Source organism: Pirellulales bacterium (genome assembly GCA_035546535.1).
GTDB lineage: Bacteria > Planctomycetota > Planctomycetia > Pirellulales > JACPPG01 > JACPPG01.
The window spans coordinates 20,966-37,606 of record DASZWQ010000154.1 but is presented as its reverse complement, the minus strand read 5'-3'; the positions used below and the strand labels follow the sequence as shown (position 1 = coordinate 37,606).

General features: G+C 65.0%; 11 protein-coding genes. 7 read left to right on the top strand and 4 right to left on the bottom strand.

What is annotated here, in order from left to right; translation table 11 throughout:
- Positions 1-438: 438 nt before the first annotated feature.
- Positions 439-4,248 carry a dockerin type I domain-containing protein gene (locus VHD36_18405; GenBank protein ID HVU89305.1) on the bottom strand — a complete coding sequence of 1,270 codons (3,810 nt, stop codon included), beginning with the start codon at positions 4,246-4,248 and terminating at the stop codon, positions 439-441.
- Between the two features lie 364 nt (positions 4,249-4,612).
- Here VHD36_18405 and VHD36_18400 point away from each other — a divergent pair, with 364 nt between their 5' ends.
- The 4 genes from VHD36_18400 (at position 4,613) to VHD36_18385 (ending at position 8,813) form a co-directional block, all read left to right on the top strand.
- Entirely contained in the window at positions 4,613-5,929 is a 1,317-nt protein-coding gene (locus tag VHD36_18400; protein ID HVU89304.1) for a PQQ-binding-like beta-propeller repeat protein, read from the top strand.
- A gap of 130 nt (positions 5,930-6,059) precedes the next feature.
- Positions 6,060-6,338, top strand: coding sequence for a hypothetical protein (locus tag VHD36_18395; protein HVU89303.1), 279 nt, complete (start codon positions 6,060-6,062; stop codon positions 6,336-6,338).
- A gap of 272 nt (positions 6,339-6,610) precedes the next feature.
- A complete protein-coding gene (locus VHD36_18390) occupies positions 6,611-7,573 on the top strand; it encodes an alpha/beta fold hydrolase (protein HVU89302.1) in 963 nt (320 codons plus the stop codon).
- 13 nt (positions 7,574-7,586) lie between these two features.
- Entirely contained in the window at positions 7,587-8,813 is a 1,227-nt protein-coding gene (locus VHD36_18385) for a class I SAM-dependent rRNA methyltransferase (protein HVU89301.1), read from the top strand.
- Positions 8,814-8,878: 65 nt separating this feature from the next.
- On the opposite strand, the gene VHD36_18380 is transcribed toward VHD36_18385, so the two are convergent.
- Positions 8,879-10,360 (bottom strand): hypothetical protein, encoded by a 1,482-nt coding sequence (locus VHD36_18380; GenBank protein HVU89300.1) that lies wholly within the window; start codon positions 10,358-10,360, stop codon positions 8,879-8,881.
- A 391-nt stretch (positions 10,361-10,751) separates the two neighbouring features.
- Here VHD36_18380 and VHD36_18375 point away from each other — a divergent pair, with 391 nt between their 5' ends.
- From VHD36_18375 to VHD36_18365, 3 genes are all read left to right on the top strand, one after another.
- Positions 10,752-12,026, top strand: a complete 1,275-nt coding sequence (locus VHD36_18375; GenBank protein HVU89299.1) for a glutamate-5-semialdehyde dehydrogenase — start codon at positions 10,752-10,754, stop codon at positions 12,024-12,026.
- Between the two features lie 66 nt (positions 12,027-12,092).
- Complete coding sequence (locus tag VHD36_18370) at positions 12,093-13,106, top strand: FliM/FliN family flagellar motor switch protein (protein HVU89298.1); 1,014 nt, start codon at positions 12,093-12,095, stop codon at positions 13,104-13,106.
- Between the two features lie 142 nt (positions 13,107-13,248).
- A complete protein-coding gene (locus VHD36_18365; protein ID HVU89297.1) occupies positions 13,249-14,436 on the top strand; it encodes a VCBS repeat-containing protein in 1,188 nt (395 codons plus the stop codon).
- Positions 14,437-14,670: 234 nt separating this feature from the next.
- On the opposite strand, the gene VHD36_18360 is transcribed toward VHD36_18365, so the two are convergent.
- Together VHD36_18360 and VHD36_18355 are read right to left on the bottom strand one after the other, a co-directional pair.
- Positions 14,671-15,783 carry a PDZ domain-containing protein gene (locus VHD36_18360; GenBank protein HVU89296.1) on the bottom strand — a complete coding sequence of 371 codons (1,113 nt, stop codon included), beginning with the start codon at positions 15,781-15,783 and terminating at the stop codon, positions 14,671-14,673.
- Positions 15,784-15,860: 77 nt separating this feature from the next.
- Entirely contained in the window at positions 15,861-16,640 is a 780-nt protein-coding gene (locus VHD36_18355) for a hypothetical protein (GenBank protein HVU89295.1), read from the bottom strand.
- Position 16,641 lies beyond the last annotated feature (1 nt).

Genomic DNA, 16,641 nt, shown 5'->3' with positions numbered 1-16,641 from the left:
CTTGTGGAATCTTCCGAGGAGAAATCTCCGTTCGATCTATAAATTCATATGAGTGAATGTGTAGTCCGTGGCGGTCGTCGCCAAATGAGCAAAGAAGCGGTCGTGCTCTCCGCGTAGAGTCGTTGGAGAGTAGCGGGCTGTTGAACACAGTGGCCGGCGCGACAATGATTCGGCCCATGATGCGACCTGCCGCAAGCTTCTCCCTGCTCCGAGTCTTCCCCGACCAGGGCGGGCGGCGACTGGCCATCGTGGCGAAGGCGCATCTCCTCGGCCTCCCATGAATGCGCGCCCTGACTACGTCGGATAGTACGGCGGCACCGCGGCAAACGCAACAAAACGGGGGGTGCGAACCGAAAAAATGCCCGAATATCTACCGCTGCGCTCGCCAGGCTAGCGGTTGCTTGAACGCTCGCTCTGGGCATGCACCGGCGTCGGCGCTTATCGCGAGTGGGGGCGAGCGGTGGCCAGGACGCTGAGTAGTCCTTCGCCGATCGGATCGTCTCCCTGCCACCAATCTCGAGATCGATTGCCGCCGGAACCGGCGCCGTCTTCCAGGCGGAAGGCTCGATCGCGCGCAGACGTTGCTGCCGTCGCAAAAAGAGAGGGAAGCGGAGCGACGGAACGATCCGAAAGCTGCGCAGACGGTCTCGCCCAGGCTTGCGGCAACACCGGACCGATGATTGGTATTGCAAAGGCCGGCGCAGCATCACTCTGACTAGAAACCGAGAAAGCCGCCGTCTGCGCGCCGTTCGCCCGAAGGCTGCTCGCCTGGCTATTGCCCGACGCCGCTCCGCCCGCCGGCAAGGCGGCCAACCACTGTGAAGAAATCAGGGCCAGATCCTGACTATTCACGATGCCATCGCCATTGTCATCAGCGACCGGCCCCGACGACAGCCAACTGGACGACACGAGCGCTAGATCCTGGCTATTGACGATGCCATCGCCGTTCGCGTCTCCCGGCAACACGTTAATCGCAAAATTGAAATCACCGCCAGCCGTGCCATTACCCGATGGGTAAGCGCTTGCGCCGTTCGTCCACTCGCCGTCCAGCGCGCGGCCGCCAGAATCTTTGACCGCACTTGTGCCGGAGGAATGCAGATTGATCGTCACTTTGCCGGCGCCGATCGGATTGGCGAGCGTCCACGTGGCAACGAACGCTGTCGCGTTGTACGAGAAGCCGGTAGTGGCCAACACGCCTCCCAAACCAGTAAGCGACAAACTGGCTTGCGACACGGTGACTGCTTCACTGAAGGCAATTTGAATTTGATTGACGTTGCTCCACGGAAGCGATGTTAGCTGCGCTGCGCCGGCCGGAAGGTTGTAGCCCGTGCCGTTTCCCTGCCCAGACACTTTGAGGGCATTGAGAAAGCTGGGATTCCACGTCGTGCCTGCCGCGAGCACTTGGATCACTTTCGGCGGCAAATTGCTGGCACCGGTGACGTTAAACGAACTGGTTGCCGTCGACGAGATTCCCGCGGCCGCGACGTTCAGCGTGTACCCGCTGCCCGGCTTGAACAGCTCGAGATTCGTAAACGTCGCGACGCCGTGCACGGCAGTGAGCAAAAGCGTACCGGCAAGTCCGCTACCGCCGGGATTATTGCCGAGCGACACGGTAATGAGTCCGTTGTAGGTCGGATCGACGTTGTTATTGGCGTTCAGCGCGTCGACTTCGATCGAGAAGGGAGTGCCGGCCGCGATGCTTGTCGGTGGCTGCTGAACGACGGCAGCGTGAGTTGCTCGCAGGACGGTGGTCACGGTGCCACTGTTGACGTAGATGCCGGCGCCCGCGGAGCGCCCGCTCGCACCCGTAGCGCCGAAACCGCCGCTGGCTCCGCTGCCTCCTCCGGCGCCTGCTTGTCCAGCTGCACCCGACAAACCGTTTGCGCCCCCATGCGTGAGCCCGGCTCCGCCGTGACCGCCGGCCCCGCCTGCGCCCGCCGCACCACCATGGCCACCAGCGCCTGCCAGGCCGATGTTGCCACCGCTACCGCCGCCGCCGGCCAGCGCGGTGCCGGAGTACGTCGTGCCAGGGCCAATGTTGAGCTGAGCGCCATCTAAGTAGACGCTTCCGCCGATCGCGTCTCCGCCGCCGCCCCCCGCGCCGCCGTTCGCGCCATTACCGCCCGCGCCCCCGACGCCGCCGGTGCCGCCGCGTCCACCGCCACCGGCGGTGCCGCCGGTGGGCAGGAGTTGCAGCTGCGCGTTTTGGCCTGCCGAGCCGCCGTCACCCCCTGCGCCCCCTTGTCCTCCATGACCGCCGTCGCCGCCGGTTCCACCGGCTCCTCCCTCGCCGCCTGGCGCACCCGTCGCTCCGAAGGCGCTGTTCGACGAAAGTGTGACCGCGCTAAGACCGGCTGCTCCGCCGCGCAATGCCATGCCGCCGCCGAAAGCGTCGCCTCCCTGACCGCCGACGCCGCCGAGGCCGCCGTTGCCGCCGCGTCCTCCGACGGCACCCGCGGCGGCGACCGCCCCATTTCCGCCTTGGCCACCGACCGCGCCGAGGAGGCCAACGGCGTTGTTCGCACCTGCGCCGCCGCGACCACCGTTGCCTCCGGCGCCGCCAGGGCCACCGCGCCCTCCGGCGCCGCCGGTGGCGCCATTGCCGCCGACTCCGGCATCGCCACCATAGGCGGCATTCGATGTGATGCTAACGCTGCCGAGCCCCAACGTGCCGCCGAGTAAATAAATCGCGCCGCCGGCGCCATTGCCGCCGTTACCGCCCGCTCCTCCAACGCCGCCGACGGCGCCCGCTCCGCCATTGGCCGCTGCGCCGGCGAGGCCTCCGGAGTGACCGAGGCCGCCAGCACCGGCGTTGGAACCGCCGTCGCCCCCCCCGCGCCCTCCCGAGCCGCCGCGCCCCCCAGGTCCACCACAGCCCCCGGTGTTGCCTGCGCCTCCTTGACCGGCATCGCCGCCACGACCACCGGTGCCGCCCACCGCGGAATTGGACTGCAGTGTGTCCGTTTGAAAAACAACACTTCCTGCCGCGACATAAAGCGCGCCGCCATAGCCATTGCCGCCAGCGCCCCCCGCGCCGCCACCGGCGCCAGCGGCGCCATTGCCGCCGAGCCCTCCGCGCCCACCACCGCCGCCTGCGCCACCATCTCCACCGGCGCCGCCACTGTGCAGTGCGACTCCGCCACCACCGATAGCCGGACCGCCGCGTCCCCCGACACCGCCGGTTCCACCGGCTCCGCCCGACCCACCGAAGCCCCCTTTGAGCGCGGCGCCGCGACCGCCGGATCCTCCGGCGCCGCCCGTTCCGCCATCGGCCGCGTTGCCGGTGAACGTCGTGTTCGTGATCGTCAACTGACCGGCGGCGACGTAGATTCCTCCTCCCGAGCCATCGCCCCCGGCGCCGCCGGCGCCTCCCTGCCCGGCATGCGCCACGGCATTCGACCCGCCCGCGCCGTTGTGCCCTGTGCCTCCCGCTCCGCCGTGCCCACCCTCGGCGCCTGGCGTGGCGGGCGTAGTTCCTGGGGCGCCGTTTCCGCCTGCTGCTCCTGACGCGCCGTGCGGCGCGGAGTTTTTGCCGGCGCTTGCGCCCAAGCCTCCGGCGCCGCCGACTCCGCCGAAGGCGAAATTGTTCGAGAGCGTGCTTTGTGTAAGGTTCAATGTCCCGGCCGCGAGATAGATCGCGCCGCCGCGAGCGGCCGCACCGATGCCCCCGGTTCCGCCGCCGGCTGCGCCCGCCGCGCCGGTCGTGCCAAACGCATGATTGCTCGAAAGCCCGACGTGGCTCAGCGTGACTTGCCCGCCGTCAACCAGCACTCCGCCGCCGAGCGCAGCCGTACCGCCGAGGGCACCGCCCGCGAAGGCATTACCTCCTTGGATCGAAAGATTCTTCATCGTCACGGCAACGGCAGCGCCCGGCGCGCTGACGATTTGCAGGATACGATCGTTCCAGGAATCGCCTCCCTGGATGATGGTCGTGGCTTGCGCAGCGCCGGCGAGAACGAACGTCTTGGTCGCGCCGCCCGCCAGGTTGTGGACGAGCAGGTTGCCGTCGGTGCTATCGGTCAGCGCATAGGTGCCGGCGGCGAGATTGATCGTGTTCGAGGCATCGGCATTGGACGCTGCGGCCACGAGCGCGGCGCGCAGACTGCCGGCGGCGCCATCGGCAACCGCGGCAGTGACGTTGAAAACCGCCAGCATCCGCCGGCACTCGAGCGGTTCCAGTCGCAACGAACGCGTAATGGCGCGGACGGACAATCCAGCCCGCAAGCGCGAGCGGCTCTCCAATGACATGGCCATGTTTCCAAGGGAAGCGTGTCGAGATGTTGCTGGCCATGCGATGTTGGCGCCAAGGCTCTGCCGCGAGACGTTCCCCTTGCCGGGTCGATCTGCCAGCCTGTTTCGGCCTTGCCGTTCGCCCTGATGTTAAGGCGGCAATTCGTCCGCGGCAAGAAAATGGGCAAGCGGCGGGGAAGATTGCCGAAACGTTACCGCCGGCCGAGAGGCAGGAGGCACGGGTCGTGTTAGAATCAGGCGGCAGCCCGAGCGGCCCCCGCATCGTTTCCCGCCCAACGACACTTGCCCCCGCCGAAACCCTCAGTCACTCGACCGAATACATCACTCGCCTTCGTGCTGCGGATTCCGGAGAATTTCACTCATGCGACCAGGCATCTATCGCACTTTGCATCTGTCGGCGCGCGCCCGCCAGATCGTGTTCCGTCCTGTTGATGCGGCGTGGCTGGCAGTGACCTTGGCTTTGGCAGTCACGCTGACATGCGACTCAGCATGGGGCGAAACGAACTGGCCTGCCTGGGGCGGCCCGACCGGGAGCAATCATTCGACGGAGACGGGGCTACCCGTCTCGTGGAGCGACGATGATGTCGTCTGGAAAAGCGCGCTCAATGGGGAAGGGCAATCGACGCCGGCGGTGTGGGGCGAGCGGATCTTTCTGACCACGGCGCTCGACCAAGGCAAGCAGCGCGTCGTCATGGCGCTCGACCGCCGCGATGGTCACCTCTTGTGGGAGCAGGTGGCCTGGACCGGCGAGCCCGAGGAAACGCACCGCATGAACGGCTGGGCTTCGGCCAGTTGTGCTACGAATGGCGAAGTGGTGATCGCCTTCTTCGGCCGTGGCGGGCTGCACGGCTACACCCTCGACGGCAAGCATCTCTGGTCGCGCGACCTGGGCCAGTTCGCCGGCCCGTGGGGGACGGCGGCCAGCCCGATCTTTTATCGCAACCTGATCATTCAAAACTGCGACAGCGAGTCGAAGGAATCGAGCGTTACGGCCTTCGATTGCCGCACCGGCGAAACGGTCTGGAATACGCCGCGCGATGCCGTGCGCGGCTGGAGCACGCCGATCTTGATTCGTGCGAACGGTCGCGAGGAAATGATACTCAACGGCGAAAAGGGGGTCCGCGGCTACGACCCGGCCTCGGGACGCGAGTTGTGGTTTTGCAAAGGCTTTGCGGGGCGCGGCGAGCCGGTGCCGGCCTTCGCCCATGGAAAACTGTTCGTCGTCAATGGATTGGCCGGCGACGTATACGCGGTGCGTCCCGGCGGCGACGGCGACGTGACCGAAACCAATCGGCTGTGGCATACGCCGCGTCGCGGCGGACGCGATTTGCCGTCGCCCGTGGTGATCGATAAGTACATGCTGGCGATCAGCATGCCAGGCATTCTGTTTTGTTACGACTGCGACACCGGGCGCGAGCTATGGAAAGAGCGGCTCGACGCTAACTATTCCTCGACGCCTTTGGTGGCCGGCGGCCGGGCCTATTTTCAAAACGACGCCGGACAGACGACGGTCATCGAGGCCGGCGACGCGATGAAACTCGTCGCCAAGGCATCCCTTACATCGGACGGCGACGAGCTGTTTCGCGCAGCTTTGGTGCCCAGTGCCGGTCAATTGCTGATCCGCTCGACACGGTATCTGTACTGCGTGGGTGGAAAATCATCGTCCGGTGCCGAGTAGCAGGCGCGTTCGTGCCGCCGGCATGCGACATTTCCGGTCGACAACTGTTGTGGCGCGAGTTGTCAGGCTAGAATGCACGGAGCCGATTCCGGCCCCTGACTCGTCGTTTCTCCGCGCTTTCGAGGATGCCATGACCGATAAAGACATCAATTACGAAGCTCTGCCCGCCGGCATGGCGATGGACGAGACCGACGTCAACCTGCGGAGCTATTTCAGCCGCATGACGGACGAGAAGCTACGCGAATACGATCCGCTGTGGACCGACGACGAGGTGATCGCCTGGGACGGCAACTTCCGCAACGACGGCGTGCTGTTCCTCGTGTGCAGCGAGCGCGACGTCGACATCGAGGAATATCGCCGGGTGCTCATCGAGCATATCCGCTTCCGCTTCGTCGGCGTGCCGAAGTAGGGCGTTGCCGGGCTCGCGATTTTCCTCGTCAGCTTCTCGTAGGGGGCGCTGCGTACGCCGTTTTCGCGACGTGCGCGAGTCTTGGTGCCACAGGGCACCCTACGGCTATCGTCCTCCCGGCGCGCGGACTGCCTTCATCGCATTTCTCTTTTAGCTCGGCGGGCCCTGCGCTTGAGTCGCAAAGCGAGTACAATGGCCGGATTCCTTGGCCCGCGCGATCACTTCCTGCCTTGTGTCGAGGGTGCGATATGGTTCCTCGCCGATGTTCTGCTGTGTGGGGTGCTGCTGCGCTCGTTCTGCTGACGACAGGCATCGTCGCCGCGCAAGAAGCACGCTCAACGTTTTCACCGCCGGACGACATCGCTCATCGCACGGCCACGATCCACAGTGAAGGGACGCGGATGGCGGCCGAGGTCTTTGCGCCGAAGAATCCCGCTGGCGAAAAGCTGCCAACGATCGTCCTCTCGCACGGCTGGGGTGGCGTGGCATCTCAGTTACGCGGCGACGCCCTGGCGTTTGCCCGGGCCGGTTACCTGGTATTGATCTTCGACTATCGTGGCTGGGGGGCGAGCGACTCGCGCGTGATCCTGATGGGCCCTCCGCCTGAACGCAGCAAGGATTTGCGCTTCACGGCCGAGGTGAAAGAAGTCCGCGAGGTCGTGGATCCGATCGATCAGACGACCGATTTGGCCAACGCCGTGAGCTGGATCTACGGCGAACCGCAATGCGATCGCGAGCGGATCGGCCTGTGGGGAAGCAGCTACTCGGGCGGCCACGTCGTGTACGTGGCCGCGCGCGATCCGCGGGTGAAGGCTACGGTCAGCCAGGTGCCGGCCTTTGATTCGCGATTCGTCACACTCGGCGACGAAGCCGCGAAGACCTATCAGGAAGCATCCGACCGTACGCATGGCAAGCTGGGCTATCCGCCGCCGGGGGCGAGGGTAGTTGGCAATCTGCGCGGCGCGCCGGTGCGCGAGAAGCTGATGCAATACGCGCCGGTCGAAGACGCCGCGCGGGCCCCGCATTGCGCAATGCTCTTCATCCTGGCCGAAAACGAAGAACTGTTCGACAACAAGGACCACGGCCTGAAAGCCTTCGAGCGCGCCACCGGCCCGAAGAAATTGATCACCATTCCCGATATCACGCACTACGGCGTCTACACGGTGGCCAAGAAGCAAGCGCAAGAGGCCGCCATCGCCTGGTATGACGAGCATCTCAAAGCCGGGCAGAAATAAGACCACAATCCGCATGGACACAGAAACTCTCGCAACCCAGGACCGCTCGGGCGCAGCCCACGCGCAGGTCATCCTCAAGCCGCGCAAGGCCAGGCCTTTCTTTGGCCGGCACCCGTGGGTGCTCGACTCGGCCGTGGATCATGTCGAGGGACAACCGGCCGACGGCGCGGTGGTAGACCTGCTGGCCGACAACGGCAAGTTCGTGGCCCGAGGGCTGTACAACTCACACAGTCGCATACGCGTGCGGCTGTACTCCTGGACGGCTGAGCCGCTCGACACGGGTTTCTGGAAATCGCGCATTGAGAGAGCTGTCGAACATCGGCGCCGTTTGGGCTATGACGCCGCCGACGGCGCCGCGCGTTTGATCTATAGCGAGGCCGACGGCCTGAGCGGCCTGGTCGTCGATCGTTACGGTGCCTATCTAGTCGTGCAGGCGACGGCTCTGGCCATGCAGCGGCGCGTCGACGAGCTGTTGCCGCTGTTGGCCGAAGCGTCGGGCGCGCGCGGCATCGTGGTACGTGCCGATCGGGCGCTGGCCCGGCTAGAGGGACTATCGGTCGACGAAGATCGCTCCTGGGGCGAGACGCCCGAGGGGCCGGTTTTCATCAACGAGCACGGCCTGCGGTACGGCGTCGACTTGGGCGTCGGACAAAAGACCGGCTTTTATCTCGATCAGCGCGAGAATCGGGCGGCGGCCGCGCGCTACGCGCGCGGGGCCCGCGTGCTGGACCTGTTTTGCTACACCGGCGGTTTCAGCCTGGCCGCGGCCAGGCTCGGCGGTGCGACGGAAGTGCTGGGCATCGACACGAGCGAAAAAGCCGTCGCGGTGGCCCGGGCGGGCGCCGAGTTGAACTCCGCGACCAATGTGCGATTCGAAGCGGCCGACGGCTTCGATGCGCTCGACGAGCTGGTCGGCCGGCGCGAGCGCTTTGACATGGTGATTCTCGATCCGCCCAAGTTCACCCGCACCCGCCGATCACTGGACGACGCCTTGCGCGCGTATCACCGCATCAATCGGCTGGGCGCGTCGCTGTTGCCGCCCGGCGGCATCCTGGTGACGTGCAGTTGCTCGGGCAATGTCATGCGCGAGGATTTTTTGCACATGCTTTCGGGCGTGGCACAGCAACTGGGGCGCGAGATTCAGGTGCTCGAACAGCGCGGCGCCGCGCCGGATCACCCGGTGAGTGCGACGTGCCTCGAGACCGAGTATCTCAAGTGCTTTATCTGCCGGGTGCTTTAAGGTGGCGAAAATCGCCTGAAGCGCATGCTTATTCGCCTGCAGCGAAAATGCATGGCACCCGGCCTTTATCGCAGAGTTTTTGCCCGCGCGTGTGCGACGTGCGCAACGCGGCCAAGCAGTTTCAGATCGCCCTCGCGGGCGCGCTCGACGAAGCCGTCGCAAGAGGGCGCGTCAGCTTCAGCCACGAGCCAGTCGACCTCGTCCGGCACGGCGGTCTCGGGTCCGTGTACTTCGCCGCACCAATGGTCGCTGGCGACCATTGTTAATTCGCGGATGCCGTAGGGCGCGTTCCAGCAGGCCACCGGCCGCGGATCGCGGCGCATGATCTCGGCAAAGGCGTCGACCGCCTGCCATTCGTGTCCGAGACGTGCAAGCCGCACGGTCGAATGCGAACTGTAGGCGATGGTCACGAGCAGATGCGCAGCCACGAAGCCCGCGAGCACTTGCACGCGCCGCCGCGACGCTTGCCATACGAACCACCACAGGCACACCGCCAACACCGGCAACAGCGGCAACAGGTAACGCGTCCCTTGGTCCGAGGGGTACGCAATGTACAGAGCCAAATAACACGGCACCATCAGCCAGAGCGTACTGCCGCCTGCAACGGCAATCTGCCACCATGCCCAAGCGATGGCTACGAAAAAGGGCGTGTAGATCAGCGTGTTTACATTTACCCACTGGTAGGGCTTGGCATATGACTTGTTCATCCCCGGCAGCAGTAGGCGTCCGACTTCGGCCACACGGACGCGCAGCCCTTCCAGCAGTTGCACGGCCAGGGGCAAGTCGGCCGCCTTGAACTCGTGCAAGTAAGTCGGGTCGCCCCGCGTGCCGTATTCGGCGGCGGTGCGGGCTTCGTACGCGATGAGCGCCGCGATCGCCACCGCCGCAGGCGCACCGAGGACGAAGGTCGTCCCGACCGCCCGCCGCCACGAAATCCGTCCGCCACGCGCTTGGAGGAAAACCACGAGCGCATAGCCGGTTACGATCAAGATGCCAACCGGCCGGATCATACCCAGTGCCGCGATCGCCGTGGCGCCAACCAGCGACCATACAGTCGCGCTGCGCGCCGTCGGCGCAGCAGCCAGCCGGTCGAGCGCAATCGCGGTCCAGATCAATAGCGCCATGAACGGCATCTCGCTGATGGTCGTGCGAGCGTGGATCCACAAGCTGACATTCGACATCACCAGGGCCGTAATCCACAGCTCGCTACCCGGGAACCATTGCCGCGCCCAGCGATAGACTCCCAGCATGATCGCCACGGCAAACAGCCACTGAACGAGCGCAAGCAACAGAAACGGTCGATCGCCGAACCAGAACGCCGGACTGATCAAAAGCGGGTAGCCGGGGGGATAGTGCAGCTTCGGCGAACCCATGTTCGTCACCGGCCCGCCGTGTGCCATACTGCGCGCGATCGACAGGTAGCCGGCGCCGTCGGGCGTCGGCGTCCACAGCGGCAAGATCTGTGTCGCCAACAGCGCCGCCAGCAAGCCCATCACGACCGCTGGCCGCTTCAGTGAACGAACCGCGAACTCACGCCATGCTTGCATCGGGGCATTCCTTCGCCCAACGCGACGGAGGTCCTGCACCCAAGGACCACGATCGCAATCACGAGAAGAACCGGGCGGGAATCGTAGTCCGCACCTGGAAACAGGTAAAGATCAAGGACCTGCGGCATCCCGGCCGGCGTGATTCGCTGACTTTCGGACGGAAGTGTCCGGCGCCGTCGATCGGACGCAGCGCTTGCGGTGCCAGCCAGGCAACTCATCAACTGCGTGCGATTTCAGGTCATTTTCCGGGGCTCACGTGCCCATTCGCCTCGCGGCCGACGTTGACTCAAGTCCTGTATTGAGCGATACTTGCTCGATGGAATCGGGCCCTCCGCGGCGCCCATTTCATCTGCCGGAATTCTCTTCCCGACCTCTGCTGGGGCGTTCCCCGATGGCCACGGCCGAACACTTGGACCTGCGCAAATACACACGCCAGGTGGGCCAGCGCGCGCTGGCCGCCAGCCAGCAGTTGGCGGTCGTACCGGGCAAGGTCAAGCAAGATTGGCTCCGCCGCGCCGCCGAACTTTTGCGCAGCCGCGGCGCGGAACTGGCCGCCGCCAACGCCTTGGATCTCGCAGCCGCAGACGATTTCGGGCTGACGCCGGCGCAGGTCGATCGTTTGCGCCTTACGCCCAAGACCATTGAATCGATGGCCGTCGGGTTGGAGGAGGTGGCTGCCCTGCCCGAGCCGATCGGCGAGGTGATCGAATCGAGCATCCGCCCGAACGGGCTCGAGGTGCTGAAGGTGCGCGTGCCGCTGGGTGTCGTGTTCTTCATCTACGAATCGCGTCCGAACGTGACGGCCGACGCGGCCGCGATCTGCGTGAAAAGCGGTAACGCGGTCATTTTGCGCGGCGGCAAGGAAGCGGCGCACTCGAACCGCGCCATTGCCGATTTGCTATCCGAAGCGGCCGCGGAAGTCGGTCTGCCGGCCGATGCGGTGCAACTGGTTTCCACAACCGATCGCGAGGCGGTGAGCCATTTTCTGGCGCTCGACGAATACATTAGCGTGGCGATCCCGCGCGGCGGCGAGGGATTGATTCGCCGCGTGGTGGCCGATGCCAAGATGCCCGTCATCAAGCATTTCACCGGCAACTGCCACCTTTATGTCGACGCGGCCGCCGACCTGGAGATGGCCGAGCATATTCTGATCAACAGCAAATGCCAGCGCATGGGAGTGTGCAACGCGCTGGAGTCGCTGCTGGTAAACGCCGCCGTGGCCAAGGAGTTCTTGCCGCGCGCCGGGCGGAAGCTCGCTGAGCGCGGTGTCGAAATTCGCGGCGACGAGCGCACCCGCCAGTTGATTCCGGGCGCCAAGACGGCAACGACCGAGGACTATGCGACCGAATATCTCGGCCCGACGATCTCGGCGTGCGTCGTCGACTCGTTGGAGGAGGCGATCGAGCATATCAATCGCTATGGCTCAAAACATACCGACGCCATCGTGACGCGCGATCTGGCCGCAGCGCGGCGATTTACCGCCGGCGTCGATAGCTCGGCAGTGATCGTCAACGCCAGCACGCGCTTCAACGACGGTGGAGAATTCGGGCTCGGGGCCGAAATCGGCATCAGCACCGACAAGCTCCACGCCCGCGGACCGTGTGGCGTCAAGGAACTTACTAGCTACAAGTACGTGGTGTTCGGGTCGGGCCAGATCAGGGAGTGATCGTTCGATTCACCGCGCGGCGGCGCACGCGGCAAATACCACCGCAGTTTCAAGGAGGAAACTCTCGTGGGTGGCGAAAACCTCAGTCCGTCCGAGCGGGCCAGCCTGTTGGGTAGTGGTGGTTCGGGCGGCAACGGCTTGGGAGATATCGAGACCTTCGCCGGACAGGCTGCGGGCTTGCGGCGCGCCGGCGCCGGTCGAGCGGCGGCGCCTTTGGATTTTCATTACGCCGAGCGCATCGGTCCCGCGGTGATGGCGGCGCTCGAGTCGTTGCACGCGACCGCGGCGCGCGACTTTGCGGCGGCACTGTCGGTGCTCGTGCGCACAAACGCCAAACTCAAAATCACGCGTGTAACACAAGTCACGTGCGCCGAGTTCGTACGCGCACTCGAACGGCCGACTTGCGTAAGCCTCGTCGCGGCCGATCGACTGGCCTGCACCGTGGCGCTCGACGTCAGCCCGGCGATAATGTTCCCCATCATGGACCGGATGCTGGGGGGCGGGCACGATCCGTCTCCGCCGCTGGCGCGACCGCTTACGGAGATCGAAAAGCGGCTGGCCGCGCGCGTGACCGCGCTTTGGATCGACGCGCTTGCTCGTGCCTGGCAGACGGTCGCCCCCGTGAAATTCGAACTCTTGCGCGTCGAGACCAATCCGCAACTGGCGAATGTCGCCACAGCCAGCGAACGGGTCGTGGTCGTGCAGGGTGAGCTCATGCTTGCCGACGCGGCCGGCACGGTGAAATTCTGCCTGCCGACGAAAAGCCTCGAAAACGTGCGCGATCTGCTCTTGGGCGTCTCGCCCCACGCCGCCGAGACGCATTCGCCGGCATCGTCGACCACTCCGCGCTATACGCCGGGACTGGTGGAGTTAGTGGCCGAGTTGGCCAGCGTGCGCATCACGGCCAGCGAGCTGGCGACTATACGCGTGGGGGACATCATCACGACCGACACGCTGGTTCACAGCCCGCTGACGGTGCGGGCGGACGGCGTCGCAAGGTTCCACGCCCGGCCCGGGGCTTTCAAAGGCCGCCGCGCGCTGTGCATCCAAGAGCGGCTCGAACCGCGCGAAGCCGCCTGAGCGTACTGCCCTCCGCCGACTGGCCGTTGTTCCCTCGCTATCACCCGCCTCGCCGGGAAGTTAGACTTGCAGGCTGCCGCGGCGCCTGATTTTCGCCGGCGGCTCTTCCCGAATTCGAACTTCGTAGAGCGAGGTGCTGGTAATGCGTGGCGGAATGATCTGGGCGTTATTGTTGTGCGGCATGTTGGCGACCACGAGCACGGCGGCCGAAAAAGCCGCGAAGATCAGCTTCAAGCGAACCGCGATCGACAACAAGTTCCGCAGCGAAGGAACTTCGGTCGGCGATTTCAACCATGACGGCCGCAACGATATCTCGGCCGGCGATGTGTACTTCGCAGCGCCCGACTGGAAGATGCACCCCGTGATCGAGAAGCCGCGGGAATACGATCCGCACAACTACAGCAACAGCTTTTGCAACTTCGCCGACGACGTGAACGGCGACGGCTGGACCGACCTGTTGGTAGTCGACTTCCCTGGCCAGCACACCTGGTGGTTCGAAAATCCGCAATCGGCCGGCGGCCCGTGGAAGCGCAACATTGTCACGCCGGTCACGAACAACGAAAGCCCGACGTATCAAGACGTCGATGGCGACGGCCGGCGCGAGCTGGTACTGGGCTATTCAACCGACCCGGCGAACCCCGACGGGCCCGATCGCTGGATGGGGCTGGCGCGCCGGCCCCAAGGCGACGTGCATGGTCTCTGGCCGCTGCAGGCGATCTCGGCCAAGGGGGCGCCGTGCACCGGAAAGTTCGTACACGGTCTGGGAGTCGGCGATTTGAATCTCGACGGCCGTAACGACGTGATCGTGAAAGAGGGTTGGTGGGAAGCGCCGGCCGACGTGGCCAAGCCCGGCGAGTGGCAGTTCCACCCGGCCAACCTGGGCGCCAACTGCGCGCAGATGTTCGTTTACGATTTCGACGGCGACGGCGACAACGACGTGCTGACTTCGGCCGCGCACGAGTTGGGGATCTGGTGGCACGAGCAATCGCCGCAAGGGTGGCAGACGCACTTGATCGATCGCACGTTCTCGCAGACACATGCCTTGGCACTAGCTGACATCAATCGCGACGGCCTGCCCGATTTCGTCACCGGCAAACGTTACTGGGCGCACGGCCCTAAGGGGGACGTCGATCCCGAAGCGCCGGCCGTGGTCTACTGGTTCGAGTTGACGCGGCAAGACGGTAAGCCCGTGTGGATTCCGCACCCGATCGACAACGACAGTGGCGTGGGGACGCAATTCGAGGTGGCCGACGTGAATGGCGACGGGCTGTTGGACGTCGTGACGTCGAACAAGAAGGGAACCAATTACTTCGAGCAAGTGCGCGAGTAGAGTCGAATCTTACGAAGTTGTCCAAGCGATTTCAAAGGACGCGATGGGTGCCACTGGTGGCTCGCCCACCAGTGCCGAACTCCGGACAAGCACTGGTAGGCAAGCTACCAGTGGCACACGGACCTACAGTTCGGACGCTCTTGAAACGGACATTAAACAAAGGCGGCGGTTCGCCGGTGTGTTCAGCACCAGCGGACCGCCGTGTGTTATTTCTTCTCCCGCTCGAGCGAGGCATCAGTTCTTTGGCTGGTCCGCCGGCTTTTCCGCTTCGTCCTGATCGGGCGTCGGAATCTTTTCGCCCCGCAGCGAATCGACGATGCCGCGCAGCTCTTCGATGCGCCGGTCGAGTTCCAGGAACCGCGAATCGAGCTGACGGTCGAGCCAACGTTGTCCGCGATCGATGGCGTCGTCGGCGGTGTCGAGCGCGGCCTTCTCGGCCGAGCGGCGAATTTCGCCCGCCCTCTCCCGCGCTTGCCGCGCGATGTCGCGAGCCCGCTGTTCGGCCTCGCGCGCCGCTGCTTCGCCTTCGTGCCGCGCCTCGGCGGCCGCTTTCTCGGCGTCACGCCGCGCGCCGCGGGCCGCTTCCCGCGCTTCGTTGATCTGTTGTTGCAACTCTTCCGAGTTGGGAACGTAAGTCAGCACGTCTCCCACGCCCGGCGGCAACTTGATCGCCATGCGGCCGACCATGGGTTCCACATGCGGACGAACGTCGTCAGGAAGCTGATCGAGGGTGTTCTCGGTCACTTCCCACGACTTGTCCCCTTGCTCGACCTTGATTTTGGCCGCTTCCTTCCCGTGTTTGCTGATCGTGACCGACATGTCATCGGGCAGATCAGGGTGGTGCATCATCAGGGCCATGCGCGGCGGCACCATGCGCCCCGGCCGGATGATTTGCACGCCCACCGGCGCGCGGCCGCCAGGCGTCGGCATGTAAAACTTGATATCGCGGCGTCGCTCGGGAGTGATCTTGGCGTCTTGCCGTTTGCCGTCTCGGGCAAGCGTGATCGTCATTTCGTTGCCGCCCGCAGCGCTAACGGCCGAGATCAGGTCGGCGACCTCGACCAGGTCCTTGTCGCCGACGGCGATAAGAATGTCGTCTTTTTGCACTCCGCCCTTGTCCGCGGGGCTGCCAGGAATCACGTCCATGACGACCAGGCCTTGCTCCCGGTCCACCTTCAGCTCATCGCGCAATTCGTCGGTCAATGGCGCGCAGCTCACGCCCAGGAAAAACTCTTTGGTGGCGAGGTCCTGCGCCATCGCGCCAGAGGCGTGCAGGAGGCCGGCGGTCGTTAGTATCGCGATCAGGCCGGCCAGTCGCCGCAAAGAACCGGATGTGGGGAGTGCCATGAGAATCATCCTTTCACAATGGCGGAACGTAATGAACGATGGGTGAAGGTGTCGTAGAGAAGTTACTGGTAAACGGCCTACTGGTAGACGGCGCTCACGGGCGTGAATTCCACCTGGTCAACGGGCACGACCAACTGCCGGCCGTCGTCGAGTTGCACGGGCAGGAACTGCCTTCGCTCGTCGACGCGGTGCCCCATGCGCTCCAGGGCCTGCCGCAATTCGCGCGGCACGATTGGCTGACGGTTCGTAAGCCACGCATCATCGGCGCTTGTCGTTTCAATGGGCAGCTCGACTTCGCGAGCGCCGTTGGTACCGTCGTCCATCACCAGGCGGACGGTGTCGGGCGGTAAGCTCTCTCGCGCCGAAGCGTTGTTGCTCCCCGTCCTGTCAGTCGCCAGGTAGCTGCCCGCCGGAGTCGGTATTTGCGGAGATTGCAAGCCGCTGGTTCCCATGCCCTCCCGCGCGCCCGGCGCACGAAGGATCCAGGCCAGGCCAAACGCGACCAGGAATGTAGCGGCCATCGCCCACGGCAGTCCGACGGACGGAGCGTTCCACCATCCCTGCCGGCGCGGTTCGATCACGGGTTGGTTGCGTTGCACCGCCGGCCACGCCGTTGCGTCCGTCGCAACAGCGATGCTTTTCTTCTCGGCAGGTTTTTCGGGCGACCCAAAACCACGCAGCCCGCGCTGCCAGCTCTGCGCTTCGAGAAACGCCAGCGCGCAGCGCCGCCAGCCGTCAGGTCGGGCGTCGAGCGCGGTGAGCAACTGCCGTCGCTCGGCGTCGCCCAGCTCGCCATCGACCAGCAGGTCGAGCTGGCGCAGTTCGTCAGAGGTGAATTCTTGTTCGTTCTTGATCATC